A 25,649-nucleotide genomic window follows, 5' to 3' on the forward strand; every position below is an offset into this window, starting at 1 on the left:
TGGCCGGGCCACGCTGGCGGTTAGGAGAGCACAACGCAGTTGGGGCGATTTTGCGTAAGTCCTATTACAAACTGCTGCATAAATGGCCACCGTCGACCACGATTTCCGAACCTGTCATATAACGACCTGCATCGGAAGCCAGCAACAGCAATGCGCCATCCAAACTTGAACATTCTCCGAAGCTGCGTGAGGGTATTCGTGACTTGAGCTGATCGCCAGCCGGACTGCGTAAAAATTCTTCATTTAACTCGGTCACAATATAGCCCGGAGCAATCGCATTAACCCGTATTGCGTAGCGGGCCAGTTCCAGCGCCATGGAGCGGGTGAGATGACTTAATCCCGCTTTCGCTGCACAGTAAGGGCCGACGCCACCTGAAACGCGCTCTGCGAGGATAGAGGTCACGTTTATTATGCTGCCGCCACGGTTGAAACCGACCATGCGCTGGGCTGCTTCCTGTGCCAAAATCCATGCACCTTTGAGGTTGGTGTCGATGATGGCGTCCCAATCGTCATCGTCGTACTTTAAGACATTTTTAGTGTTGCTGACGCCCGCATTGTTGACGACAATATCGAGTCGGCCGCACGTCTCAACGGTGGCATCAAGACACGCCTGTATTGAGTGACGACGGGTGACGTCAAGTGCAATTGCATGGGCTTTACCGCCGTTGGCTTCGATTTCCGCGACCAGTGTATGCAGCAGATCAATGCGTCGGGCGGTGACCATAACCTCAGCACCAGCGGCAGCAAGCGTCACCGATAGATGTCGACCGATGCCGCTGGAAGCGCCGGTAACCAACGCGACGCGGCCACTGAGGTCAAAAATGCTCATAATCGATTTAACCGAACTATCAGTCATTTAATTCTCCGGTGACCGCAGCATAATTTTTTTAGCCAGACTCATCCGATGTATTTCGCTCGGACCATCGTAAATACGGAAAGCGCGCACATCGCGGAAGATGCGTTCGACGATGGTTTCACCAGTGACGCCTCGCCCACCGAGGATTTGGACGCAACGATCAACCACGCGCCAGATGGCTTCGGAGCTGATGACCTTGGTCATGCTGGATTCGACGTTACCGCGACCGCCGCCGTCAAGTACATCAGCGCAATGCCAGATCGCCAGTCTGGTTGTATGCATATCCATCTCGTTATCTGCCAACATAAAACCGACGCCTTGATGATCGCCTAGCGGTTTTCCGAAGGATTGCCGGGTGCGCGCGTAGTCGCAGGCGATATCGTGGGAGCGTTGCGCGGCACCTAGCCAACGCATGCAATGCGTCAGGCGCGCCGGTGCCAGGCGGATTTGTGCATAGCGAAATCCTTTGCCGATTTCGCCCAAAATGTCGGTCGCCGGTATCCGCAGATTTTCGAAACGGAGTACTTGATGACCGCCAGCAAAGCAGCTGTCGAGAGAATCCATGGCGCGCTCGATGATAAATCCCGGACGGTCGGTGTCGGTCAGAAACATGGTGGCTGAACCGTCTTCCATTTTCGCCATGATGATGGATACACTCGCACCTTCAGCGCCAGTGATAAGCCATTTGTGACCATTGATCACATAGTCGTCACCATCTCGCACCGCTGTGGTGGCGAGCATTTGAGGATCGGAACCAGCACCATCCGGTTCACTCATCGCAAAGCAGGAACGGGTTAAACCTTGAACCATTGGTACTAGCCAGCGTTCTTTTTGTGCTTCGGTAGCCACCACTTCCATCAGATGGACATTACCTTCATCAGGTGCATGGATGTTTAATGCAACCGGGCCAAGTGGCGAATAACCTGCCTCTTCAAACACGATCGCTTTTTCGATATGCGAAAGACCCAGGCCGCCCATTTTTTTCGACGCATGGGGCGTGAGCAAACCATGCGCCCGAGCTTTCTCGATCAGCACTTGCCGCAGTTCTGCACTTGGGCCATGCGGCGACTGACGTGGATCGTTCTCCATCGGAATAATTTCTTCGGCAATAAAGCGCCGGGTTTTCTTCTGCAAAGCCAGCAGATCTTCGGGAATACTAAAGTTCATCTTGTTATTCCTATCGTAAAAAATTGTGTCAATACCTGCTCAATGCGCCTGAATGTAAGCGCAGTTGGGATCGCCTTAGTGGGCTTGCGTATAGGCCTGGTATATTTTTTCCATGACTGTGAGATTGCTATCGGATTTTGATAAATCATATGGCGTCAGATTAACGGTCCTGACCAGACGACGTATTACCTGATCACCAAGCATATCGATATCGATAATATTGACGCAGGCGGTATCTTGCTCCAACGCAGACAATCCGCTCAGACCGCAGCCGATGGCCCACCCAAGAAGAACGCGATTGACGCCATCGTGACTGGCAATGAGCAAACTGTTCCAATCCGGCTCGGCCAGAAAAAGGAGAAATTGCTCCACAACGCGGCGCTCAAATGCGACCCATGCTTCGCCGCCGATAAACTGCCCATTTGTGCGGTTTGCCAGTTCGTAGGCATAGCCCATTTCCGCCGACTGTTCTGATGTTGGAATGTCTGATAACCGGCCCGCCCTGATCTCGCGTAATGATGCTGTTTCCTGGATGTCGAGGCCGCGCCCTGCGACTAATAGATCCAGCGTTTGCCGCGCGCGCGGGTAGTCTGAACAAACTGCGCGATCCAATGGTAACGGCTGCAACATTTCGGCCAGTTTTTCAACTTGCTGCACGCCTAGTGTGGATAGCGCTACTGTGCGTGGATCAAGCGGTTTTCCATCATCGCTAAAATAGCGCACGTCACCATGACGTACCAGATAACAGCGACGCCGGCGAATTGCGTGCACTGACGTCTCCGACGACGGTGTTAATGTATTTGATATCTCCATAGACAGTTTATCCACGGTGAATTGCTCGCGGATTGGAGATCGCCAGCTTGGCCAGGGTAATCTCTGTCAGCGCTGTTATTAACGCGTCTTGTTTAGTATCGGTGGTATCAAACTCTCCAGCGCGGATAGCGAGACACAATGTACGCTGGTCTTTTGCGATTTTCTCTGCAATAGTGGATGGAGAGATGCTGCTATCGGTCTGCGTGCTGCCGACTAGCTGACTTAATATGTCCAACTCCAGATGGTTGGTGCTGGCACCTAGCGCTAGCTCACGACTGGCAATGCGCATTGCATTGGCAATCATTCTGACTTCGTAGTGCAGTCCTTCCGGCAGGTTCGGCAAAATATTTTGCAGCAACGCGTCGCGTGCGGTTGTCAACAGTTCTCGTGCATCTACTTGCTTATTCATCGTGTGCCCCTTTTGTCAGAGCCAGGATTTCACGTTCCAGGTCTGGCAGCATGCGACCGGTCAGAGCGAGTTCTAAAGATGTCTGTTGGCCGGATAAATGACGGTCTGCTTGTTGTAGCGCAATAATGGCCCATCGTAAATGCGCCATGACTTGCCAATACGTCAGATCGCGGCGTGTTACGACCATGTCGGATACCGTGGCATATCCGCGTAAAAAGTCATCAATGTCACCGACACCGCCGGCTTCACGTTGCGGGGCGACAAAACGCCAGCACCTGGCGGTAAACCAGCCGATGTCTTCCCGTGGATCACCCCAGCCTGTGAATTCCCAATCGAGTAAGCCGCTCAATGCGCCGTCGTGAATCATGTAGTTTCCGGTGCGGTAATCCCGATGAAGCAAACAAATAGGGGCAACTGACGGACTGTTGAGTTCGCACCAGCGCAAGCCCCATTCCAACACCGGTGCAGATGCATTAAGTGCATCCAGATAACTTCGGTAGGCGGCAATGGTGGCGAGTGCCGGATTAAGGGCTGGCGGTGGTAAAAATGCGAGATCGTCATTCGGTGGTTTGATCGTATGCAAGCGTGCCATGTTGGCGCCGAGTTGTTCGACCAATGCAGAGCGATCAGGGACGAGAGCGTCATTGCCGGTGATGCGGTGTCCGGCCGCCACGCCCGGCACACATTCCATGAGGAAGAAATCGCGTCCGATGATGCTCCGATCCTGACAGCACCACAAAACCTTCGGAGCCTTCACGCCCGCCTGGTATGCCACACGCAATACGGCAAACTCTTGCGCCCGACTGAGACTGACAGGAACGCTGGACAGTGCGTCTGTGCGTAATACCCAACGCTGACAACCTTCGTAGGCACCACCGCTGACATGGGCAACGAGAAGCCAGTTCTCTTGTATTGCTCCACCTGAAAGTCGTTCGAGTTGCGTGATACGTACTTCCCTCGCGGCAGTCATCGCGCAAAGGTAATTTGTTAGTTGATCCTGTGATTCTGTTATTTCGCCTGAAGAAACGAGGGCTGCCTTATTGTTACTAGTTGTCATGTTTTACGTGCTCGCTTGTTCAAATAGTCGATGTCTGCGACATCAGAGTTTCATGAAGGCTAATACGCGAATAATGCAAAGGGCGTGCCAGATTAATTGGGAAGTAAAATGATTGCATAAGGGAAATTATCCACATAAAGAAAGATAGGATTTCCTCTGAGGAAGCACGTTCTTATTTTTTCTACAATACACCTATTCGCTGTGAATGTAAGGCGTCTTTTAAGTGTGAGTTTCAAACTATTGATTAACATATAGTGATTTTTTGTATCGCCTGAATATGTGTCATATTTGAAAAATAATGTTTCAAATTTGCGATACACTGAAATGCCAGAATCAATTAGCGTGAATTGATTAAAAGGCTATTTAGTCAAATGCCATGTCAGCAACTATGCGAAATACTATGTTTAACTCTTCTGTCGCCGCCATCTCCCCCGCTTCAGCCATCACTTCCTCTTATCGTCCGCAAGTCGTGGTGCTGATCAGTCACTTGCGACGCCCTGATTTTCCTAGTCGGCTGGCACAAGTGGTACAAGAGGTCATGCCTGCTTATGAAGCCAATGCCCGTATTCAAGTTGTCGATACGGCCCTTTCGGATGCTTTGCAGATTGCGCGTGAACTTGAGAAGAACAACGCTGTAGATGTTTTTGTGTGTGCCAGTGCGACTGCAGCCTATCTGCGAAAACGTCTCTCCAGCGCCGTAATCTCGATGCGCGTGGGCGGACCGGATTTATTGCGCACACTGGACCAGGCCCGTATTGTCTCGCCAAAAGTGGCGATTCTCAGCTATCGAAGGATTAATGCGGATCTCGACAAAATGGGGCCGCTGTTCACTGTACAAATTCGGCAAGAAAGTTACACCACATTGGAAGAGGCGAGGCGCATTGTTCAACGCCTGGCGGTAGATGGCTATAAGGTGCTGATCGGTTCTTCGTCGACTACGGATCTGGCAAAAGAAGCGGGTATCGAAGGTATCTTGTCGTTGACAACAGATGCCGTGCGAAAAGCGCTGGACGACGCATTGGCGATATGTCGTAGCCAGAGAATTGAGGTGGTTAAGAGTCAGCGACTTAACGTCGTTCTACAACATTTGACTGACGGCGTCATCGCGGTTGATAGCAAAGGCGATGTACAGTCGATTAACCCGTCAATGTTACGGCTTCTCGATGTGAGTCTGGAATGGGCGCAAGGACGACCGATTAGTTCCGTTGCTCCGGGATTGGATGTAACCGACGTTCTACGCACAGGAATTAGCGAAGAGAATCGGGTAATTTTGATCAGTCATAAGTCAGGCGTCAGGCCAGAGAATAAGCTCGGTGAAAAGCCAAATGAAAAGATCGGTACTTTCGGAGACGACAAAGTAAGCAATAAATCGGGCAATACGCTTAGTAATCGTACGGTGATCGCTAACATCATGCCGATTCATGAGGACGGAATACTGACTGGAGCGGTGCTGACCTGTCAGGAGATGACGGCAGTGCAGCGCGCAGACCGACGTATTCGTTCTGCTACACGACCTAGCCAGTTTACGGCCAAATACCAGTTGGATCAGATAAATGGGCATTGCCCCGAAATTCGTGAAGTAGTGCGTCTCGCTCAGCGCTATGCCAGTACCGATTCAACCATTCTGGTGACGGGAGAAAGTGGAACCGGAAAGGAACTCCTCGCGCAAGGTATTCATAATGCGAGCCGCCGTCATCGTGGTCCATTTGTCCCGATCAACTGTGCGGGCTTTCCTGAGACGTTAATTGAAAGCGAATTGTTTGGTTATGAAGAGGGCGCTTTTACTGGCTCACGCAAAGGTGGGAAGCCTGGTTTGTTTGAAGCAGCGCATACCGGCACGGTATTTTTGGATGAAATAGGCGATATGCCGGTTTTTTTACAAACGCGGCTACTCCGCGTTTTGCAAGAACGTGAAGTGTTACGTCTGGGGGCCACAGAGCCGATCCCGATTGATATTCGGATTGTGGCGGCCACGCATTGCGATCTTCGTCAGCGAATACGCGAAGGGCGATTCCGTGAAGATCTGTTCTACCGATTGAATATTTTGCGTCTGGAGGTACCATCCTTGCGCGAAAGAAAAGCCGATATTCCAGTTATTGCACGTAGCGTATTGCAGCATATGATTGCGCGTTCGGATAAGCCGATACAGATTGATTTGTTGCTTGAAGCACTCACACCTTATCTGCAAGAATATCACTGGCCAGGCAATATTCGGGAGCTTGAGAATATTATTGAACGTGCGGCATTATCGGTCGGTGATTTGGCCCAAGGTCGCGGTATTGACCAACACTGGCTGCGTAGTCTGGTCCCGGAGTTTTTTGAAAAGTCAGCCAGGATAGATTTTACAGATGGTATAGAGGGGATATCAACAGTAGGATCTGTCCCCGCAGTGTCTGATTTGCGCTCTCTAAGCAAAGCCGCAGAAATTTCGCATATCAAACAGGTACTCGACGATTGCGATGGCAATCTGGAGAGTGCAGCTCGCCAATTAGGCGTAAGTCGATCAACCTTGTGGCGGCGCTTGCGTTCCGGTCGGATAGTGGAATAGAAATAGGGTTTTTCAATTGCGTCCAACGTGTCATTTTTGTTTTGAGATTATCGCGCGCGATTGTGTTCGGTTGATTGTCTAAAATTGTGACCGGAAAAACACACAAAAATGCGCTGCGGGAACGCGCAAAAAATTATAGTGCGCGAAAGATATGTCCGGCAAATTGCACTCGGGAATATTATCCGATCGAGTTGTCGGGTAGATGTGAAGGCATTGAATAACTTTATTTCCCAGGTGATATTTTCATGGCGGATGTTGCATAATATTTAATTAATACATAATGTTTTATATCGTTTATGATCGGATTTTATGACCTTCTAAATGGTATGAAATGCTTCGCCGTCGCCTTCCTGTTTCCCTAAAGTTATCGGCGACTTGCATTTTGATGTTCGGATTACTTGTGTCCGTTGCGTTGTTTTTCTGGGTCTGTCATCAAGAGCAGCACAGCGAACAGATTAATTTTGAACGGCGTGCGCAGTTCCGGGCGGCAATGGTGAAACAGGGCATGCGGGATGCCGTGGAAGCGCTACGCGTGGTCAATCAGTTATTTGCGACAGACGGCAATGTCACTCGGGAGCAATTCCATTCTTTCACGCAGCCGCTGCAAGAACGCTATCCCTATATTGAAGCATTTGGCTTTCATCGATTGGTTTCTGCAGCGCAGAGATCTGCCTTTGAGGCGCGTATTCGTGCGCACTCTCCCGGTTTTACCATCGATGACATGGTCAACGGAAAGCGTGTAGTTGCAGGCGTAAAGAAAATTTATCGGGTGGTTGAATATATTGAACCGATGAAAGGTAATGAAGAAGTTTTTATTGTAGATGCCTCTTCTTTACCCTATCAAAATGAAGCGATTCAACGTGCCGAAGATACCGGTCTGCCTTCGGCAACCGGGTTGTTTCGATTCTTCAGGGTGACGGGTGAGCAGCGCGGTTTCCACATTATGATGGCGGTGTACCGGGATGGTGCGGCCCATGATAGTGTTGCTTCACGGCGACTCGCTGTCGTTGGCTATACCGTGGCGATGTTAAGGGCCGGCGATCTGTTTGAGAAAATATTTGCACCTTCGGATGGCTTTGCGAATGCTGGTCTGGATGTTCGTGTGTACGCTTCAGCGGCGGCGGATGAAAGCAAGCGTGTATATGGTGCATCAACTAGCATGGACGGTCAGCTTGACGGCAGGTGGTCGGAATGGATGCTTGGCGCTTCACCGCAACCTCTTGGCTATAGCATTGATATCGCAGGTACGACATGGCACATGATCGTTTCTGCACTTCCTAATCCGTTCATGGCAAGCCATGCCAGCGCAGTGTATGTCCTGATAATGGGGCTCATGGCCACGCTCGCCGCTACTGCTTACTTACAGTCGAACGCATTGGCCGCTCAGGGCGTAAAAAAATTAGTGACTCAGCGTACCGCCGAACTTAAACAGGTAAACCATCTGTTGATTGCAGATATCAAAGCGCGGAAACGGGCCGAAGAGGCGCTCCAGATTTCTCGCGCAAAGCTGCGCAAAATGGTTGATCACCAAGAGAGTATCAAAGAAGAGGAGCGCAAACGGATTGCGCGAGAAATACACGATGACCTGGGCGGCGTATTAACCGGCATTAAAGCAAACGTCTCGGTGTCTATCGAACGGGCTATCCGCGCAGGATACGCTGCAGACCCATTACTCCTTGAAGCAGCCGATCAGGCAGATACGGCCATCGAAACTGTTCGCCGCGTGATTTCTGACTTGCGACCAAGCGTGCTCGATCAGCTTGGCGTATGGGCGGCGTTGGAGTGGTACGCGGAGCAAATTCAAGAGCGGACCGGACTCCTTTGCATCTGCAGTATTAGCGAAAGCGCTGGCAAGATTGATCTTGATCCCGAGCGTAGCACGATGTTGTTTCGGGTAGTGCAGGAAGCGCTCACGAACGTGGTGCGACATGCTGGCGCAACTCAGGTATTGATCGTAATATTGCACGAAAAAAACACCATCATTGCAGATATTAGAGATAACGGTAAAGGCATTGATGCGCAGCAATTACTCAATGGCGAGGCTTGGGGTATCTTGGGTATGCATGAGCGTACGCGGCATTTCGGAGGAGAGTTAAAAGTCAGTGGCGTGTCAGGTGTTGGTACGGCGGTGCTGTTGCGCCTGCCATTGGAACAGGATTATGTTGAATAAAAAAATAAAAGTATTACTTGTGGACGATCATGCTGTCGTAAGAAACGGGGTGCGACTGATGCTGAGTGTGGCACAGGATATCTTGGTAATGGGCGAGGCAGAAACAGCCGAGCAAGCAGCAAGGCTGGTGAGAAAACAGGAGTTCGATGTTGCGTTGGTAGATATCGCACTCGCGGGACAAAGTGGTCTGGATCTGTTGAAGCGTCTGCGTGTCGAAAAGCCGACATTGGCTGTGTTGATTCTTTCGATGTATTCCGAAGAAGTGTATGCGGTCAGGGCGCTTAAGTTAGGTGCGGCCGGTTATCTGACCAAGAGCAATTCAGCTACAACGATGATTGAAGCAGTACGAAAAGCCGCCACAGGGGGGAAATATCTCAGTCCAGCCTTGGTAGAACGGTTAGCAAACATGATTGGGAATGACCGCGTGATCCCGCATGAGGCACTTTCTGATCGCGAACTGGAGGTGCTAAAACTGCTTGCACTGGGTGAAAGCTTGGTTAACATCGCCAAAAAACTACATCTAAGTCCGAAAACCGTCACGACTCACCGAACCCACATTTTGGAAAAAATGGGTATGAGTAGTAATACTGCTTTGGTGCGCTACGCCTTGGAAAATGGCCTCCTGATTTGATGGCACGCGCAAGGCGTGTCAGTTGGTTTCCGTCAGCAATAAGTCTGGTTATAGCAAAATATTCTCATTCCATATGGAACATTGTTTCTGTGTGGTATCAGGCAATCCCTTATACATAAAACTGTATTCCCCGATGGTAACTATCCCCTTGATTGGGGATACTGGTTGTGGAATCGCGATTTTATGCACCTTCTTTGCAGTTGCGGTGGTTTATCATTTTTATTGCTGTAAGGCTATTTATGGGGAGATATATATGTCGATTTCCAACGAATCGTACGGCACCATGGTTGCCGATTTTATTAATTCACAGCGCGCATTATCGAGGACACTTGGAGAAGCCTCTAGTGGCTGCTCTGAGGAATTAATGCGCATTAGTATGGTTGCTGTTAAAACCGGGCTCGCAGAGAGCATAGTTTTTACCCGTCAATTAATGACCGCGGTCAATGCTAGTGATCGGTTTGAATTGATCTCCGCTCGGATGCAAGCGCGGATAGAAAGTTCTCTTTCTCTCACGCAACGGATTAGCGACATTTGCTTCAATGCACGATCACAGATGAGCGATGCAGTTCAGCGACAGATAGAAGTCGTAAAACCCAATGTTGATGGCATAGAAAATAATGTTGTGATCGCGGCGATTGATGGTCTGGAAATTCCTGCCGAAGTTACGGAGCCAGTAGTAATCAACGCGCAACAAGAGCCTGACAATTTAATTAGGTTAGAGAAAAATAAATTGCAGATCGACAAGATTTGACTGAAATTTATGTAGTTGATTTACCCTAAATAACCAAAATCGTTACGACGAACCGTCGGCGTCCTTCACCGGCGAACCGCTCATGAGTAGCGACAAAAATAAGATGGAGACGTACAGATGAAACGTATTGCGTTAGTGACTGGTGGTATGGGTGGCTTGGGTGAAGCGGTGTGCATAAAGTTGGCTGCCTTGGGTTATCAGGTAGTGACGACTTATTCACCTGGTAATAAAACAGTGGATCAATGGTTGACGGCAATGCGTAAGATGGATTTTGAATTTCGTGCTTACCCGTGTGACGTCGCGGATTACGAGTCCGCCAGAGAGTGTATCAAAATGATTCAGACCGAAATTGGCGCCGTTGATGTGCTGGTTAACAACGCCGGTATAACGAGAGATATGACATTCAAGAAAATGGATAAAACCAACTGGGATGCAGTGATGAGTACCAATTTGGACTCAGTGTTCAACATGACCAAACCGGTCTGCGATGGCATGGTCGAGCGTGGTTGGGGGCGTATTGTGAATATTTCGTCGGTCAACGGTCAAAAAGGCGCATTCGGTCAAACCAATTATGCCGCGGCAAAAGCGGGTATGCATGGCTTCACCAAGGCTTTAGCGCTGGAAGTAGCGCGAAAAGGCGTAACTGTTAACACGATTTCGCCAGGGTATATCGGCACCAAGATGGTCATGGCGATTGATAAAGAGGTATTAGAGGCCAAAATCATTCCGCAAATTCCAATGGGACGCTTGGGGAAGCCAGAAGAGATAGCAGGGTTGGTCGCATACCTTGCATCGGATGAGGCGGCATTTTTGACAGGCGCGAATATTGCAATCAACGGTGGACAACATATGTCCTGAAGTGGACTGGATTCGTCGAAGTAAGGAGTTACTTATCGTTGATGTAGAAGCAGTGGAGCGCGCTGACCAGCGCATTCGCAGAGAATTTATTTTTAAAAATTTGTGCAACGTCTGGGGCGTCTCGGAAAAAGCGAATAAGGACAATATGGAACGCCAACAAAAAAGTAATCCGGAGATGCGGGAAATTGGACATCTTCAACCGGCCTTATTCGCAGAGCTTACAGCGCTTCGCTCCTGTGACGACAGTGAATTTGAGGACGGTTTCAGCACGTTTATTGTGAACCTTAAAGAGGATTTTTTTATTAAAGAAAAATTAATGGAGTCCAAGAATGTTCGTCAAGTCAAAGCCTATAAAAAAACGCATGCGGAGTTATTGATGCTGCTGCAACATGCGGAAGCACGTGCGATGTTAAAAGACCTCAATCTTGGTCGAAAAATTGTAGATATGCTTCCGCATTGGTACCTTCGCCATTGTTTTGTTTGATGGCATAAGCGTAATTCTTTCATTCGTGTGTCCGGTCATGAATGAGAAAGACGACTTTTAAGCGTTTTTTAACCAGACATTGGTTTTACTTTCATCCGAATTTTCAGGATGGATGTCGTTGTACTGATTAATCGGGGACGCATTAGACGGTCTTCATACGCTTATTTGAATTTTCTGTGGGATCAAAGGCGATCCTGCTCAAGATTGTTCATTCAAAATATCGCCTGTCCTACCCTCGTGCGTGCGCGTCCAATGTCAGATCATGCTTAAACATTAATTGAGGCTCAGCAATGCCGATTTTCTGGAATGGCTACTTGATAGCTCTCTCGTTATTGGTTCCTATGTTCGGCGTATTTGCAGCGCTTTCCCATGTTGAAAATATGCGCGAAAGTAACGGCAGAGTGGCATTTTTATTGATGTGCTGTGGCGCCGGTACGTTGGGAGTAGCTATATGGTCGATGCATTTTATTGGAATGTTAGCATTCAATATGCCAATTCGTATGGCATACGATATTTCGCTCATCGCCTTGTCAATCGTACCTGCCATAGCGGGCACACTTGCCGCGTTTTTGTTAGTTCAAAATCAAAAGTTAACGTTGGATCGGATTTTAATCGGTGGAACTGTAATGGGCCTTGGCATCGCTGCGATGCACTACACCGGTATGGCGGCATTGAAAATGCAGCCCGCCATTAGCTATGATCCATTGTTGTTCTCCCTGTCGATTTTTATCGCGATTGCTGCGTCTATTGGAGCTCTTCTGATCGTTTTCAGTGGGGAAAAAAAGCACCGATGGCACTTAAACAGCAAATGATGGGTGCTATGGTGATGGGGTTTGCTGTTGCTGCCATGCATTACACGGCGATGGCTGGAGCGAGCTTTTCTGCCCAGAGTTTTTGTATGGCTAAGGGTTTCGGTATTGACACCACTTCACTTGCTTTGATTGTGACGGCTCTGGTGCTGATTTTGTTCATGGGAAGTTTTATTATTAGCACTTTCAGGCGCAGCGCCGTGCTGGAAAAACTGCGTATGGCCCATTCGCGGTTAATGTTGCACAGTCATGAGCTCTCGGAGGTAGAAGATAAACTGTCTGGAATTTTAGAGTCCATTCCGATGGTGCTCTGGTCTGTCTCTACCACGCACGAGCTACTTTATATAAACCAGGCTGCCGATGTTATTTATGGTCGTGCGGTGGCCGATTTTAAAGCTGATCCAGCGTTGTGGAGAAGTATTGTTCATCCGGATGACCGGTTGCGCGTGATGCAATGGCTGGTGCAAGTGTTAGCCGCTAAGCCTCTAACGCTCAAATATCGGATCGTACGTCCAGACGGTGAAATTCGCTGGTTAGAGGACCGCGCGAGGACAGTACGTGATGCGGAAGGACACCCGTTGCGTCTGGATGGCGTTGCGACAGATATTTCTGAACGCAAGGCGAGTGACGAACGGATTGAATATCTGGCGAATTACGACGCTTTAACGAACCTCCCTAACCGCAATTTGTTGATGAACAGATTGCATCAGGGATTAATCCGGGCACGCCGATCACATGGAAAACTGGGAATTTTATTTCTGAACATTGATCGGTTTAAAAATATCAATGACTCCTTCGGACACCCTTTCGGCGACAGCTTGCTCAAGGAGTTCGCGCACCGTTTGAAATTAACATTACGAGAGGGCGATACAGTCGCCCGTCTAGGAGGTGACGAGTTTGTGATCATCCTGAGCGATATACGCGAATCTGGGAATGCAGCGCATTTAGCGATGCGGGTTTTAAAAACATTCTCACAATCAGTCTTTTCGGGCGGTCGCGAACTGCATGTTACGACCAGTATCGGCGTCAGCGTTTATCCTGAAGATGGCGACGAAGCGGATTTGTTGCTGAAGCATGCGGACGTCGCGATGCTCCGTGCAAAAAAGGAGCAGGGCGGTAATTGTTTTCAGTGCTATACGCTGGAAATGGGGTGTAAAGCTCTGGAAAAAGCAAAGCTCGAACATGCCTTACATCAGGCACTCGATAATAAAGAGTTCGTTTTGCATTATCAACCGCAGATAGATTTACAAAGCGGCCACATCGTCAGCATTGAAGCATTGATACGCTGGAATCATCCAGAAATGGGTGCGATTCCCCCAGGACGCTTTATTCAGTTGGCCGAAGAAACCGGGTTGATCATTCCGATTGGCGAATGGGTGTTAAAAACAGCGTGCGCTCAATTGAGTGCATGGCGCGATGAAGGGTTCCAGTTGAATGTTGCCGTCAACGTATCGGGGCGGCAGCTTGAGCAAAAAAATATGCCTTTAATGGTGCAGTCCATATTGGCTAGTAGCGGGCTGGATCCGTCATGTCTTGAGCTCGAGTTGACAGAAAGTATGTTGATGAATGATTCCGAAGGCACGATTTTAATATTGAATCAGTTGAAAGAAATCGGCATCAAGATGTCAATTGATGATTTTGGAACCGGTTTCTCTAGTCTGAGTTACCTCACGCGGTTTCCTGTCGACATTATTAAAATTGATCAATCATTCATTGCAAATTTAGATAAAAAACCGGAAGCCGGATCCATTATTCTGACTGTCATTGCACTCGCAAAATCGCTTGCACTTCGTACCGTCGCCGAAGGGGTTGAGACGGTTGAACAATTGGATTTTTTACATGCGAACGCGTGTGATGCAATCCAAGGTTATTATTTTAGTCGACCATTACCCAGTAGCGAAGTCCTCGCATTATTGCGTTCAGGGAAACGCCTAAGCCTCGACAGCGTTGCGCTATCCGGTCCAGCCCTCCAATTGATTCGATGTTAGTAATCCACTTCCATGACCCGACTTTTTATCCCCACCCTGTTGATGATTTTTTTTATTACCGTATTTCTCACCGCATGCAATCGGCAAAATGCAACGGACGATAGCGGTGCTAACGGTACTGCGCCAGCCGGTTCAGTCCTGAAAGGACATTTGCTGATAACTGGATCAAGTACGACAGCACCGTTGATGGCACAAATTGTCAAACGTTATCAGTTGCTGCATCCAAACGTTAACATTAGGATCGAAATGGGTGGTGCCGAGCGTGGTATTACCGATACGCGGAATGGTATCGCGGACATAGGAATGGTATCGCGACTGGTGACAGATGAAGATGTCTACTTGAAGGGTTTTCCGGTAGCACGCGATGGTGCCGGATTGATTATCCATAAAAGTAATCCGGTAACGTCGCTGACTTCATCCCAGATTGCGGATATTTTTAGAGGGCGTATCAAAAACTGGAAAAAGGTTGGGGGGGTAGATGCTCCGATCATGGTCATAAACCGAGAGGAAGGGCGTGGTACCGTGGTACTGTTTATGCATCATTTTAAGATGAACTATAGCGAGATGAAGGCAGAACAAGTCTTGGGTGAAAATGCCGATGTCATTGATGCAGTTGCAGCAAGCTCGAATGCAATTTCGTTGATGTCAGTTATCGTAGCCGAAGATCAAATACGGGGAAGTGTTCCGATCAAGATTCTATCGGTTGATGGGATTGCAGCAACCCAAGCGAATATTTTCAGCGGTGATTATCCGCTGACGCGGCCGCTGATGCTCGTAACACGCGGTCTTCCACAAGGTTTAGCCAAAAAATTAATTGAGTATTCTCTTTCCCCTCAGGTGGCCGATATCATTGATAAAATGGGCTTTGTGCCCTACCAGGAATGATGGCGCTTCTGCGGCTTATAGTAGCGCTACTTCGGAAATTTTGGACGTTTTGCACAGTACCTTCCATGAGTTTAAGCGGCTCTCTAGCGGCTGGTTTTGGTGTGGTTCTGGGACTTTTTGCGATTGTTCTTGCGTTTGCTATTTCGGCAGAGCGTACGACGGTTGGAGATTTCAACAAACTTTTGGCCGTCGATATCAAAACTGCTGGTTTGAGTCAAAAGAGCGTCGTATCGATGATGAACGCGCGGCGTTACGAAAAAGCATTTTTAATGACATATCATGAGTTCGGCTTTGAGGAAGCTAAGTCGCGTTACGTGATGCTGATGCAAGCCAATCTGGCTGATGCTCGGCAGTCGCTTGAGGATATTCGCCATTTAGTAACCGCTCCACGTTCGCTAGAACAACTTAGGTTGGCAGTGGACGGTATCGATAATTACGAAAAATCTTTTGTCACTGTCGTAAATCTGCACGGGCGATTAGGGTATATCGATACCGGTCTAGAGGGTGAATTCAGGGATATGGGCCGGCAGATGGAGGCGCTGCTAAATCGAGACAAGGAACCCTTACTTATAATCGACATTTTGACGATACGTCGACATGAAAAGGATTATTTGTGGCGTGGTCGCAGTATTGACAATCAAGTTGTTCAATTGGCGCTAACCAAATTTAGAAAAGATGTTTCTTTGGCAGTAAAGGGTGATCGCGAGAAAAAATTATTTGAGTTAGCGGACCTTTACGAAATACATTTTTCAAATTACGTAGAAACAAATCTGCAAATCGAGCGTGAAAAACGTCGCTATCTGGCTGCAGCCCAGACTATCGAACCCTATTTGGAAAACTTGTTAGCTGACGCTTTGACTAAAAGCAACGTGACCCAAAATATGATTCTCAGAAAGGCAATGCGGACCGAGAGATTGATCGAGGCAGTTGGTGTGATTGCTATCTTTCTTGGCATCTTGATGGCATGGAAGGTGTCGCAACGGATTACGACGGCGATCGGCCTAATGATAATCTTCGCCAAGCGTATCACCGCCGGTGATCTGCGTACTCGTACTTACACTGGTAAAGATGAGTTCGGCGTACTTGGCCGCTCATTAAATCACATGGCAAATGCGCTGCAAGAGGCGATACAGGCACGGGAAGATCGTGCAGCGGAACTAGAAAGTATTAACGCGACATTGAAAAATGAAATTATTGGTCGAAAACAAGCAGAACTGGAGATAAGAGAAGCTAATGCAGCGCTGGAGCAACGCGTCTTAGACCGGACCGCAGAGTTGGTAAAAAGCGAAAAACGTTTCCGCCAGTTGGTGGACTTGTCATCAGATTGGCATTGGGAGCAAGATGAGAGTTTTTGTTTTGTCGTTATTTCGAATGCATTGACGACGCTTTGTGGCCAACATATTCAGCAATACGTTGGACGTCCACGGTGGGATATGCCGACTAACTTGACTCCAGACCAATGGGCAGCCCATCGGCTAATATTGAATGCTCATCAAACGTTTTCCGATTTTGAATTCCAAATTTTATTTGATCCTGCCAATCCTCAATGGTTAAGCGTCTCGGGTGAACCGCAGTTCGATGTTCATGGCACGTTTACCGGTTATCACGGAATGGGAAAGGATATTACAGAACGTAGGAAAATCGAAGAAAGCATCAAACATCTTTCACTCCATGACGTGTTGACCGGGCTACCTAATCGGACCTTGCTGCATGATCGTCTGGCGCAAGCATTGACCTATGCGGCACGTTATACACACGCTGTCTGGGTCTTGTTTATCGACCTTGATGACTTTAAGTGCGTCAATGACACATTTGGACACAAAGCTGGTGACAAGGTGTTGAATTTGGTTGCAAAACGGCTTCAATCGGCTGTCCGTGAAAGCGATACCGTAGCGCGTTTGGGAGGAGATGAATTTGTTTTGGTGTTGGCAGAACACACGCATGGTGAGGAAATTTCGAGTGCGATAGAGCGTATTATGAAAAAATTGAGTCCGCCATTAATCATTGATGAGAAAGAGATTACTCTGGGATGCAGTATCGGTATTTCTTCGTATCCCCGCGATGCGACCGATGCTGATGCGCTAGTCGATTGTGCGGACGTGGCAATGTACCGTGCCAAGCAACGCGGTCGTAATAACATTCAGTTTTATGAATACAAAGCGAAAGAGAGGCTAAGAACTAAAAACGATTTTCGTTACGTCTCTTAGGCCCACAAAATTATATAGTTGAGAGGACGATGTGGAAGAATCGCACTTTTTTGATTCTTCTTACGGCCCTCATTCCCTTTAGATCTCTTGAATTGGTCTGTATCTTGCCGTCAAACCTGGACTCAGAGACACGACTTAAATGACAGATGAATCATCGTTGCCAGTATCGTTATCATTGGAAGCAATGTCATCTGCGCTACTGTCCGAATTATCCGAGCTTGAATCGTCGCCGTAATAATTATTGACGGTGGTATTTTCTACAGTTCCAGCTGATGGGACCATGCCATTTTGATTCATTAGTCCTGAACCGCTGTTCGGGTGCATTAGATGTTCAATTCCCTGAAATAAAAATGCACCGCCCGCGACGCCAGCTGCAGTAGCAGCAACGGTCCCAAGTATATTGCCAGCACCACCGCCAAAAAATCCCGGTGATGCGGCTGGCGCGGCACTTTGCATAGTCGATGCTGGCTGATATACCGGCGCTGGCGCAGCCATCATAGGTGCCGCCGGGCGGGTCGTCGGCGCAGGCGCTGAATTACCCCAGGCATTTGCATCGAAGAAATTGCCTGCTGGCGCAGCCTGCAGCGCTTGCGATTGTATTTGGCGCTGTAATGTGGCGATTTGCGTTTTTGCGGTATTTAATGCTTGCTCCATCAATAGCGTGCGCTGGACGAGAAGGTAGGCCGCGTCCGGTTGTTGTGCGACAGCATTATTGATCACCGCATCGGCTTGCGGATCTTTCGCAATGCCGCGTACCTGAATAAGCTGATTCAAAAAGGCCTGCAGCGACTGGGTTTCTTGTGGTGACATGTTTGTTGCTCCTTTGGCAGCGAAGGGAAGTAGTTTCGACCAATATTATGCGCTTTATTTGCAACCGGGAGTCGGTGGGGGCTGCTTTGATTCTGGCTAGCTATGGTGAAATTATCTTCCGTGTACCAGCCAAAAAACGTGACCATTGAAACTGCCGTTGTTAAGTACTCAATTAGAGGCGAAAACACTTTGACGAACACGCAATGGATCCACATAATTCAGAGGTAACGTTACGAACAGAGTCTTTGTTAAATCTGATGACTCCTATGGAAAAGGAAAGTTGATTCTTTTTTGAACTACTTATTTATCCTATTTTGACCATACAAAAAATGACAATGTGATGTTCTTTCATCGCACAAATACCGGAGACCGCAGCATGTTTAATGCAATATTGCTTAACAAGAATGATGATGGGTCAACTAGCGCCAAATTGACTCAGATTAGCGATGAACAATTACCAGCAGATGGGGATGTAACGGTCCGTATTGATTATTCCACCGTTAATTACAAAGACGGCCTGGCGATTACCGGTAAAGCGCCGGTAGTGCGCAACTGGCCAATGGTGCCGGGCATTGATGGCGCGGGAGAAGTGATTGCATCTTCCCACCCGGATTGGAAAGTGGGGGACGCATTTATCCTCAACGGTTGGGGTGTTGGAGAAACGCATATGGGTTGCCTCGGGCAACGTGCCAAACTGAAAGGCGATTGGCTGATTAAACGACCCGCAGGCATGTCGGCACGGACGGCGATGGCGATCGGCACAGCAGGTTACACGGCGATGTTGAGCGCAATTGCGTTGCAAGAGCAAGGTGTCGATAAGGGCGACGGTGAGATTTTGGTCACCGGCGCTTCGGGCGGCGTCGGAAGTATTGCTATTGCCATTTTGTCGGGTTGGGGTTATCGGGTAGTTGCGTCAACCGGTAAGTTGGACGAGTCCGATTATCTGAAATCTTTGGGGGCGACGGAGATCATTGATCGTGCAACCTTATCAGCCCCGGGAAAACCATTGCAAAGAGAGCGCTGGGCGGGAGTCATCGATTCAGTTGGCTCGCATACGCTGATGAATGCCGTCGCGCAAACTTGTTACGGTGGAACGGTCACGGCATGCGGTTTAGCGCAAGGGCTAGATTTTCCAGCGTCGGTTGCTCCGTTCATTTTACGCGGTGTCAAATTGATCGGGATCGATAGTGTGATGGCACCGTTGAATAAGCGCATCGCTGCGTGGCAATGTCTGGCCGATGAGTTGGACCTGGATAAACTGGCCACGATCACGCAGGAGATTTCACTTGCTGAGGCGCTGGTTAAGGCACCCGAAATTCTGGCAGGAAAAGTACGGGGTCGTCTGGTGGTGAACGTTAATGCCTGAGATGGTCAGCGACTGCTTACCTTTTTAAGCTAGATATAATCAGCAAGGTCATAGATAGCTATGTAAAAGATAGCAAGACGTCAAAATGCCGGGCGTGCCCGGCATTCTGGTAGGAATTGCGTTGAGTTAAATCGTAGTAAACGATCTTTAACCACATAATCTGCTACCTATAAGAAGCACAATGTCCCAGGATTATTTACATCCTCAGTAACAGTGTTACGCGGTAACTGCTACTTGCTCCGCAGGGGCAACTACTTCTTCGTCATCAAACGAATTCCGGATCAGGTGATCGAATGCACTCAACGATGCTTTAGCACCTTCGCCCACGGCAATCACGATCTGCTTGAATGGGACCGTTGTGACGTCACCCGCTGCAAACACACCAGGAATAGAAGTTTGACCTTTTGCGTCTATTTCGATCTCACCATGACGCGATAAAGCAACCGTACCTTTTAACCATTCAGTGTTTGGCACCAAGCCGATTTGGACGAATACGCCTTCCAGTTCAACCTTTTTGCTGTTGCCTGACACGCGATCGGTGTAGCTTAAGCCATTAACTTTTTTGCCATCGCCATGGATTTCTGTGGTTTGTGCTGAAGTATGAATCGTTACGTTGCCAAGACTTTTCAGTTTCCGTTGCAGGACCGCGTCAGCGCGCAATTCTGCACCGAATTCGATCAGGGTGACGTGGCCGACGATACCAGCCAGATCAATTGCTGCCTCGACACCAGAATTGCCGCCGCCGATAACCGCCACGCGTTTGCCCTTGAATAACGGACCATCACAATGCGGGCAATAGGCAACGCCGTGGTTACGGTATTGCTGTTCGCCAGGAACATTGATCTCTCTCCAGCGTGCACCGGTGGCGAGAATAACGGTTTTGCTTTTCAAGATGGCGCCGCTTGCAGTTTTGATTTCGATCAGCTTGCCAGGAACCATACTTGTGGCCCGTTGCAAGTTCATGATGTCGACTTCGTACGACTTAACGTGCTGCTCCAGCGCGACCGCAAAATGCGGACCATCGGTTTCTTTCACCGAGACAAAATTTTCAATCGCCAACGTATCGAGAACCTGACCACCAAAACGCTCCGCCAGGACACCTGTGCGGATGCCTTTACGTGCTGCATAAATTGCGGCAGCCGCGCCAGCAGGTCCGCCGCCGACGATCAATACGTCAAACACTTCTTTACTGCTAAGTTGTTCGGCCTTACGTGTACTTGCACCACTATCCAGTTTTGCGAGGATTTCTTCGACGCCGGAACGACCTTGGCCGAACACTTCACCGTTCATATACATAGTCGGTACAGCCATGATCTGGCGACTCTCGACTTCTTTTTGAAACAGTGCGCCGTCGATCGTGACAGTGCGAATACGCGGGTTGATGATCGACATGACGTTGAGCGCCTGAACAACTTCAGGGCAGCTTTGGCATGACAAAGAAATATAGGTTTCAAACTGATAGTCGCCGTCCAGATTGCGGATTTGTTCAATCACAGCATCGTCCAGCTTGACTGGATGGCCACCAACTTGTAGCAGCGCTAAAACCAGCGAGGTAAATTCATGGCCCAACGGAATACCGGCAAAACGTACGCTGATATCTGTTCCAGGGCGGTTAATACTAAACGACGGCTTGCGCTCTTCGTCGTCAGTGCGTTCAACCAACGTAATGCGGTCGCTCAACAGGAGGATTTCCTGGAGCATGGCCTGCAATTCGCGGGATTTGTCGCTATCATCGAGAGACGCGATGATCTCAATCGGCTGCACGACCTTTTCCAAATAGGTTTTCAACTGGGTTTTGAGATTTGCATCTAACATGATGTTGCTTTCTATTTAAATAATTTTTGAAGCCGGTCTGGACAATTCCCGACCGGCGTCGGTGTTGCTAGTAGACCCTGAGTGGGATCTTAGATCTTGCCAACCAAATCAAGCGATGGTGTCAATGTTGCAGCGCCTTCAGTCCATTTCGCAGGGCAAACTTCGCCTGGATGTGATGCGACGTATTGTGCTGCTTTTACTTTACGCATCAATTCTGAAGCGTCGCGGCCAATACCGTTGTCATGCACTTCCATGACCTTGATCTGACCTTCTGGATTGATCACAAAAGTACCGCGCAGTGCCATGCCTTCTTCTTCGATCAACACTTCGAAGTTGCGTGACAACACAGCAGTTGGGTCACCGATCAGTGCGTATTGCACTTTTTTGATGGCTTCTGATGTGTCGTGCCATGCTTTGTGAGCAAAATGGCTATCAGTTGATACGCCGTAGACTTCAACGCCCAATTTTTGGAATTCAGCATAGTTATCGGCCAGATCTTCTAATTCTGTCGGGCAAACAAAAGTGAAATCTGCTGGGTAAAACATAACGATAGACCACTTGCCTTTGAAGGATTCTTCAGTCAAGTCAATGAACTTGCCGTTCTGGTAAGCGGTTGCTTTGAATGGTTTTACTTGGGTATTGATGAGAGACATTGTGTTTTCCTGTAAGGGGTTGTGAATCATTAAGACTGAAGTGTAAAGAATCCAGATCCATATGTAAAATTAATTATTAAATTATATTTAATAAATTTTAGCTATCGATCGATGGGATTAAAGATCGTATGATGCGATCTTCGAGCGCTTTTTCGAAATCCCATACGCCCTATGAAAAAAGCCGTTTTCCTCATGAGGGATACGGCCTTTTTGTAGAATGTTGCGCTGATGTTGCGCTGATGTTGCTATTACTATTGCTAATTAATAATTAATTAATTTTGTTAAAGACCCAGTTCACTGAGACTCGGGTGATCGTCTGGACGACGTCCCAATGGCCAGTGAAACTGACGATCAGTCTCTTTGATAGGGAGATCGTTGATACTGGCATGACGTACAGCCATCAGACCATGGGCATCGAATTCCCAGTTTTCATTGCCATAAGAACGAAACCAATTGCCCGCATCGTCGTGCCATTCATACGCAAAACGTACTGCAATACGGTTGTCCGCACACGCCCATAGTTCTTTGATCAGACGATAGTCCAGCTCCCGATTCCACTTGCGTGTGAGCAGCGCAGCAATCTCTTTTCTGCCAGTAATAAATTCCGCCCGATTACGCCATTTGCTTTCTTCGGTGTAGGCCATTGAGACCCGCTCGGGGTCGCGTGAGTTCCATCCGTCTTCGGCTGCGCGTACTTTTTGGCGTGCAGTCTCGGGCGTAAACGGAGGTAGCGGCGGCCTGGACGTGTTCTCTGTCATACAAAACTCCAATATAAGAAGCCAAGCGAATTGGTCGAACTAACAGTGTTGAGAACAGGATACCAATCAAGCGTTAAGGCGAGCATTTTGCGGAAACATTTGTTTGCGCGCATCGTCATCCATCTCTGCCTTAAAGGTGAACTTTGTTTTTAATGCCTCTGCGCGCTGCGCTGCCGGTCTGGCGTTGATTTCGTCTAAGTGGCGCTTCAAGTTCGGGAGCTGATCCCATGCATCTGGTCCAAGGATGAATGGAACGGCGCGAGCCCAACCCCAGACCGCCATATCGACTAGTGTATAGGTGTCGCCTAGCATATAGCGGTGCTTTGCCAGTTGCGCCTCAAGGATGGCGTAATGGCGTTCCGCTTCAAAGATGTAACGATTGACCGCGTATTCCTTCGGCTCAGGCGCGAAATGTTTAAAGTGGACTGCCTGACCAGAATACGGACCGATCCCGCTGGCGACAAACATCAACCATGACAACATCTGACCGCGCGCAGCCGGTGTATCTGCAGGCAGAAATTGACCCGATTTTTCAGCCAGGTATAGCAGGATTGCGTTGCTGTCAAACACCGTCGCATCGCCATCAACAATTGCAGGTGTCTTTGCATTTGGGTTGATTTTAAGGAATGCCGGCAAGTGTTGTTCGCCTTTGCGGGTATCGATGGGAATCGCTTCATAGGGAAGGCCGGACTCCTCGAGAAAAAGCGCCACCTTGAGTGGATTTGGTGAAGGATGGAAATATAACTGAATCATGATGATGTCCTTTTCTGGTTAATGTTGAGAACTTGCTCAATGGGAAATATGTGCTGCCGAATCCGTGTCTGCTGATAATACACGCATCCCCGAAACGCTTCAGCGCACCTTCTGATAGCCAAATTCTTACCGTCAATTTTGGGATGCGGGTATTAACAATGCTTCTAACGACCCGGGCGATACATGCGGAACAAGCTTTGAGGTAAGGTTTGAAAGTAGTCGCCAGGCCCACCGCCGCGCAGAATTGGTTCAGCGGCGGCGGTATCGTAGACGCCGTCGACCAGTAGTGCCGTATTAATGTGCACGCCAACGACTTCGCCTAACACGAGCCAACTCTCTACCGCCGCTCCTGACACGCCGCGTAACTGGATAACTTGGGTCAATTTACATTCGAACGAGACCGGGCTTTCGCCTACGCGTGGAGGGCCAACTATGTTTGAGCGGACCGGCGTAAGTCCGGCTAGCTCAAATTCGCTGACGGTGGGAGCGACTGGCGCCGAGCATTGGTTCATGGCTTCTGCTAATGGCATGGTGGCTAAATTCCAGACGAATTCGCCAGTGGCTTCGATGTTGTTAAGCGTGTCTTTGCGTCCGATACTGGAAAATCCAACGATGGGTGGCGTGTAATTGAATGCATTGAAAAAACTATACGGTGCCAGATTAAGTTTCCCGTCGGCATCCTGCGATGAAATCCAGCCGATGGGGCGTGGGCCGACAATGGCATTGAAAGGATCATGTGGCAGACGATGGCCCTGCGATGGCTGGTAGAAGTGGATTGAATCTGTCATGGTCTATGGCTTCTTGTTACAGTCTAGGTCTGGTGTGTTGCTGAAATGTGGTCACCCGTGCACAACCATTTTTATATGCTTTAGGAAGATAACGTTAATATGCAGAATGGATTGTAGTGGATGGGGTTATTAGAATAGCGCGAACGTAAGCGTACCAGTAATATCGAAACGGCGAGTGTCATGCCAAGTTAACGGTTTTCATGCATAGTATTAGCGCGTGAAGAAAAACACTATGACCGATCTGATTCGCGGGGTAATCATGGAGAGTACTTCGTGGAGATCACTAAAAGCGGTCTGTGAGGTTCCGCAAGCTTGGTTATAAATCGCAAGATTGCTTTATGCACCCTTTATTTTCCCAATATTTTTAAGGATTAAGCTATGCCAGATACCAAACTCGCTAATATTCGAGCGTGTGTTTTCGATGCCTATGGAACCTTGTTTGACGTCAACAGTGCAGCCGAACAGGTGCAAGACATGCTGGGAGATAAATGGCGTCCGCTGGCCGACATGTGGCGCACCAAGCAGCTTCAATATACGTGGCTGCGCAGCCTGACCGGACGACACGCGGATTTTTGGGATGTTACCGGTGATGCGCTCGACTTTGCACTAGAGAGTTTAAAGGTAACCGATGCGGGTTTGCGTCAGCGGTTACTCGATCTTTATTTGCAACTCCGCCCTTATCCTGAAGTCGAGAGTACGTTAGTTGCCTTGAAAGCTAGCGGCTTACGATGTGGGATTCTTTCAAATGGTTCGGCAGGTATGTTGTCGAGCGCGGTCAGCAATGCCGGTATTGGTCATTTACTTGACGCTGTGCTGTCAGTGGATGAAGCAGGGATATTTAAGCCGCATCCGTCTGTGTATCAAATGGCGGTCGACCAATTCGGCTTAATGCCGAGTGAGATATGTTTTGTGTCTTCCAACGGCTGGGATGCTTATTCTGCCAAAGCATTTGGCTTTCGCGTCATCTGGTGTAATCGTTTTGCGCAACCTGCGGAGAGAATTCCCGATACGCCTGACGGTGAAATTATCAATTTGTCAGAGTTGCTGGGGATCGTTGGCGCCCGGTGACCTTC

At 48.7% G+C, this 25,649-nt stretch carries 23 protein-coding genes; 12 read left to right on the forward strand and 11 right to left on the reverse strand.

Going from position 1 to position 25,649, the window contains the following annotated elements:
• Positions 1-64: 64 nt before the first annotated feature.
• The 5 genes from RGU75_RS12285 to RGU75_RS12305 form a co-directional block, all read right to left on the reverse strand.
• On the reverse strand, positions 65-856 hold the full coding sequence (locus RGU75_RS12285) for a glucose 1-dehydrogenase (protein ID WP_322236302.1): 792 nt from the start codon (positions 854-856) through the stop codon (positions 65-67).
• Positions 857-2,023, reverse strand: a complete 1,167-nt coding sequence (locus tag RGU75_RS12290; protein WP_322236304.1) for an acyl-CoA dehydrogenase family protein — start codon at positions 2,021-2,023, stop codon at positions 857-859.
• Between the two features lie 75 nt (positions 2,024-2,098).
• A complete protein-coding gene (locus RGU75_RS12295) occupies positions 2,099-2,794 on the reverse strand; it encodes a histidine phosphatase family protein (protein WP_322236306.1) in 696 nt (231 codons plus the stop codon).
• Positions 2,795-2,843: 49 nt separating this feature from the next.
• The gene (locus tag RGU75_RS12300) at positions 2,844-3,245 is read right to left on the reverse strand and encodes a DUF6285 domain-containing protein (RefSeq protein ID WP_322236308.1); all 402 of its coding nucleotides are present in this window, start codon (positions 3,243-3,245) and stop codon (positions 2,844-2,846) included.
• Positions 3,238-4,302 (reverse strand): phosphotransferase family protein, encoded by a 1,065-nt coding sequence (locus RGU75_RS12305; protein WP_322236310.1) that lies wholly within the window; start codon positions 4,300-4,302, stop codon positions 3,238-3,240. Before RGU75_RS12305 ends, RGU75_RS12300 begins: the two co-directional genes overlap by 8 nt.
• 400 nt (positions 4,303-4,702) lie before the next feature.
• On the opposite strand from RGU75_RS12305, the gene prpR reads away from it, so the two are divergent.
• From prpR to RGU75_RS12355, 10 genes are all read left to right on the forward strand, one after another.
• Positions 4,703-6,850, forward strand: a complete 2,148-nt coding sequence (prpR, locus tag RGU75_RS12310) for a propionate catabolism operon regulatory protein PrpR (protein ID WP_322236312.1) — start codon at positions 4,703-4,705, stop codon at positions 6,848-6,850.
• A 385-nt stretch (positions 6,851-7,235) separates the two neighbouring features.
• Positions 7,236-9,020: a CHASE domain-containing protein gene (locus RGU75_RS12315; RefSeq protein WP_322236314.1), complete on the forward strand. Its 1,785-nt coding sequence runs from the start codon at positions 7,236-7,238 to the stop codon at positions 9,018-9,020.
• Positions 9,010-9,651: a response regulator transcription factor gene (locus RGU75_RS12320; RefSeq protein ID WP_322236316.1), complete on the forward strand. Its 642-nt coding sequence runs from the start codon at positions 9,010-9,012 to the stop codon at positions 9,649-9,651. Before RGU75_RS12315 ends, RGU75_RS12320 begins: the two co-directional genes overlap by 11 nt.
• 22 nt (positions 9,652-9,673) lie before the next feature.
• Positions 9,674-10,402, forward strand: coding sequence for a phasin family protein (locus RGU75_RS12325; RefSeq protein WP_322236317.1), 729 nt, complete (start codon positions 9,674-9,676; stop codon positions 10,400-10,402).
• A gap of 117 nt (positions 10,403-10,519) precedes the next feature.
• A complete protein-coding gene (phbB, locus tag RGU75_RS12330; RefSeq protein ID WP_322236318.1) occupies positions 10,520-11,260 on the forward strand; it encodes an acetoacetyl-CoA reductase in 741 nt (246 codons plus the stop codon).
• Positions 11,229-11,744, forward strand: coding sequence for a hypothetical protein (locus tag RGU75_RS12335; protein ID WP_322236320.1), 516 nt, complete (start codon positions 11,229-11,231; stop codon positions 11,742-11,744). The genes phbB and RGU75_RS12335 overlap by 32 nt, the downstream gene beginning before the upstream one ends.
• Before the next feature lie 290 nt (positions 11,745-12,034).
• Positions 12,035-12,556: an MHYT domain-containing protein gene (locus RGU75_RS12340; protein WP_322236322.1), complete on the forward strand. Its 522-nt coding sequence runs from the start codon at positions 12,035-12,037 to the stop codon at positions 12,554-12,556.
• Positions 12,535-14,541, forward strand: coding sequence for an EAL domain-containing protein (locus RGU75_RS12345; RefSeq protein WP_322236324.1), 2,007 nt, complete (start codon positions 12,535-12,537; stop codon positions 14,539-14,541). The genes RGU75_RS12340 and RGU75_RS12345 overlap by 22 nt, the downstream gene beginning before the upstream one ends.
• A 12-nt stretch (positions 14,542-14,553) precedes the next feature.
• On the forward strand, positions 14,554-15,426 hold the full coding sequence (locus RGU75_RS12350; protein ID WP_322236326.1) for a phosphate ABC transporter substrate-binding protein: 873 nt from the start codon (positions 14,554-14,556) through the stop codon (positions 15,424-15,426).
• Between the two features lie 65 nt (positions 15,427-15,491).
• Positions 15,492-17,633 (forward strand): diguanylate cyclase domain-containing protein, encoded by a 2,142-nt coding sequence (locus RGU75_RS12355; protein ID WP_322236328.1) that lies wholly within the window; start codon positions 15,492-15,494, stop codon positions 17,631-17,633.
• 135 nt (positions 17,634-17,768) lie between these two features.
• Here the strand turns inward: RGU75_RS12355 and RGU75_RS12360 are convergent, their stop codons facing one another.
• The gene (locus tag RGU75_RS12360; protein ID WP_322236330.1) at positions 17,769-18,443 is read right to left on the reverse strand and encodes a DUF2076 domain-containing protein; all 675 of its coding nucleotides are present in this window, start codon (positions 18,441-18,443) and stop codon (positions 17,769-17,771) included.
• A 376-nt stretch (positions 18,444-18,819) separates the two neighbouring features.
• On the opposite strand from RGU75_RS12360, the gene RGU75_RS12365 reads away from it, so the two are divergent.
• Positions 18,820-19,809 carry an MDR family oxidoreductase gene (locus RGU75_RS12365; RefSeq protein ID WP_322236332.1) on the forward strand — a complete coding sequence of 330 codons (990 nt, stop codon included), beginning with the start codon at positions 18,820-18,822 and terminating at the stop codon, positions 19,807-19,809.
• A gap of 216 nt (positions 19,810-20,025) precedes the next feature.
• Here the strand turns inward: RGU75_RS12365 and ahpF are convergent, their stop codons facing one another.
• The 5 genes from ahpF to RGU75_RS12390 all read right to left on the reverse strand — a co-directional run bounded on the left by ahpF (position 20,026) and on the right by RGU75_RS12390 (position 24,576).
• Complete coding sequence (gene ahpF, locus RGU75_RS12370) at positions 20,026-21,624, reverse strand: alkyl hydroperoxide reductase subunit F (RefSeq protein ID WP_322236334.1); 1,599 nt, start codon at positions 21,622-21,624, stop codon at positions 20,026-20,028.
• 89 nt (positions 21,625-21,713) lie between these two features.
• Positions 21,714-22,277 (reverse strand): alkyl hydroperoxide reductase subunit C, encoded by a 564-nt coding sequence (gene ahpC / locus RGU75_RS12375; RefSeq protein WP_322236336.1) that lies wholly within the window; start codon positions 22,275-22,277, stop codon positions 21,714-21,716.
• A gap of 281 nt (positions 22,278-22,558) precedes the next feature.
• A complete protein-coding gene (locus RGU75_RS12380; protein WP_322236338.1) occupies positions 22,559-23,035 on the reverse strand; it encodes a nuclear transport factor 2 family protein in 477 nt (158 codons plus the stop codon).
• 66 nt (positions 23,036-23,101) lie between these two features.
• Positions 23,102-23,788, reverse strand: a complete 687-nt coding sequence (locus RGU75_RS12385) for a glutathione S-transferase family protein (protein ID WP_322236340.1) — start codon at positions 23,786-23,788, stop codon at positions 23,102-23,104.
• A 164-nt stretch (positions 23,789-23,952) separates the two neighbouring features.
• The gene (locus RGU75_RS12390) at positions 23,953-24,576 is read right to left on the reverse strand and encodes a flavin reductase family protein (RefSeq protein ID WP_322236342.1); all 624 of its coding nucleotides are present in this window, start codon (positions 24,574-24,576) and stop codon (positions 23,953-23,955) included.
• A gap of 378 nt (positions 24,577-24,954) precedes the next feature.
• Here RGU75_RS12390 and RGU75_RS12395 point away from each other — a divergent pair, with 378 nt between their 5' ends.
• The gene (locus RGU75_RS12395) at positions 24,955-25,644 is read left to right on the forward strand and encodes a haloacid dehalogenase type II (protein ID WP_322236344.1); all 690 of its coding nucleotides are present in this window, start codon (positions 24,955-24,957) and stop codon (positions 25,642-25,644) included.
• Positions 25,645-25,649: the final 5 nt, after the last annotated feature.

Origin of the sequence: Glaciimonas sp. CA11.2, assembly GCF_034314045.1 — a bacterium.
In the GTDB taxonomy this organism is placed as follows: domain Bacteria; phylum Pseudomonadota; class Gammaproteobacteria; order Burkholderiales; family Burkholderiaceae_D; genus Glaciimonas.

Bases quoted from the DNA above. Each gene is read 5' to 3' on its own strand.
- RGU75_RS12285 (WP_322236302.1), bottom strand. From the start codon at position 856: ATGACTGATAGTTCGGTTAAATCGATTATGAGCATTTTTGACCTCAGT.
- RGU75_RS12290 (WP_322236304.1), bottom strand. From the start codon at position 2,023: ATGAACTTTAGTATTCCCGAAGATCTGCTGGCTTTGCAGAAGAAAACC.
- RGU75_RS12300 (WP_322236308.1), bottom strand. From the start codon at position 3,245: ATGAATAAGCAAGTAGATGCACGAGAACTGTTGACAACCGCACGCGAC.
- RGU75_RS12305 (WP_322236310.1), bottom strand. From the start codon at position 4,302: ATGACAACTAGTAACAATAAGGCAGCCCTCGTTTCTTCAGGCGAAATA.
- prpR (WP_322236312.1), top strand. From the start codon at position 4,703: ATGTTTAACTCTTCTGTCGCCGCCATCTCCCCCGCTTCAGCCATCACT.
- RGU75_RS12315 (WP_322236314.1), top strand. From the start codon at position 7,236: ATGTTCGGATTACTTGTGTCCGTTGCGTTGTTTTTCTGGGTCTGTCAT.
- RGU75_RS12320 (WP_322236316.1), top strand. From the start codon at position 9,010: ATGTTGAATAAAAAAATAAAAGTATTACTTGTGGACGATCATGCTGTC.
- phbB (WP_322236318.1), top strand. From the start codon at position 10,520: ATGAAACGTATTGCGTTAGTGACTGGTGGTATGGGTGGCTTGGGTGAA.
- RGU75_RS12340 (WP_322236322.1), top strand. From the start codon at position 12,035: ATGCCGATTTTCTGGAATGGCTACTTGATAGCTCTCTCGTTATTGGTT.
- RGU75_RS12345 (WP_322236324.1), top strand. From the start codon at position 12,535: ATGGCACTTAAACAGCAAATGATGGGTGCTATGGTGATGGGGTTTGCT.
- RGU75_RS12350 (WP_322236326.1), top strand. From the start codon at position 14,554: ATGACCCGACTTTTTATCCCCACCCTGTTGATGATTTTTTTTATTACC.
- RGU75_RS12355 (WP_322236328.1), top strand. From the start codon at position 15,492: ATGAGTTTAAGCGGCTCTCTAGCGGCTGGTTTTGGTGTGGTTCTGGGA.
- RGU75_RS12360 (WP_322236330.1), bottom strand. From the start codon at position 18,443: ATGTCACCACAAGAAACCCAGTCGCTGCAGGCCTTTTTGAATCAGCTT.
- RGU75_RS12365 (WP_322236332.1), top strand. From the start codon at position 18,820: ATGTTTAATGCAATATTGCTTAACAAGAATGATGATGGGTCAACTAGC.
- ahpF (WP_322236334.1), bottom strand. From the start codon at position 21,624: ATGTTAGATGCAAATCTCAAAACCCAGTTGAAAACCTATTTGGAAAAG.
- ahpC (WP_322236336.1), bottom strand. From the start codon at position 22,277: ATGTCTCTCATCAATACCCAAGTAAAACCATTCAAAGCAACCGCTTAC.
- RGU75_RS12380 (WP_322236338.1), bottom strand. From the start codon at position 23,035: ATGACAGAGAACACGTCCAGGCCGCCGCTACCTCCGTTTACGCCCGAG.
- RGU75_RS12385 (WP_322236340.1), bottom strand. From the start codon at position 23,788: ATGATTCAGTTATATTTCCATCCTTCACCAAATCCACTCAAGGTGGCG.
- RGU75_RS12390 (WP_322236342.1), bottom strand. From the start codon at position 24,576: ATGACAGATTCAATCCACTTCTACCAGCCATCGCAGGGCCATCGTCTG.
- RGU75_RS12395 (WP_322236344.1), top strand. From the start codon at position 24,955: ATGCCAGATACCAAACTCGCTAATATTCGAGCGTGTGTTTTCGATGCC.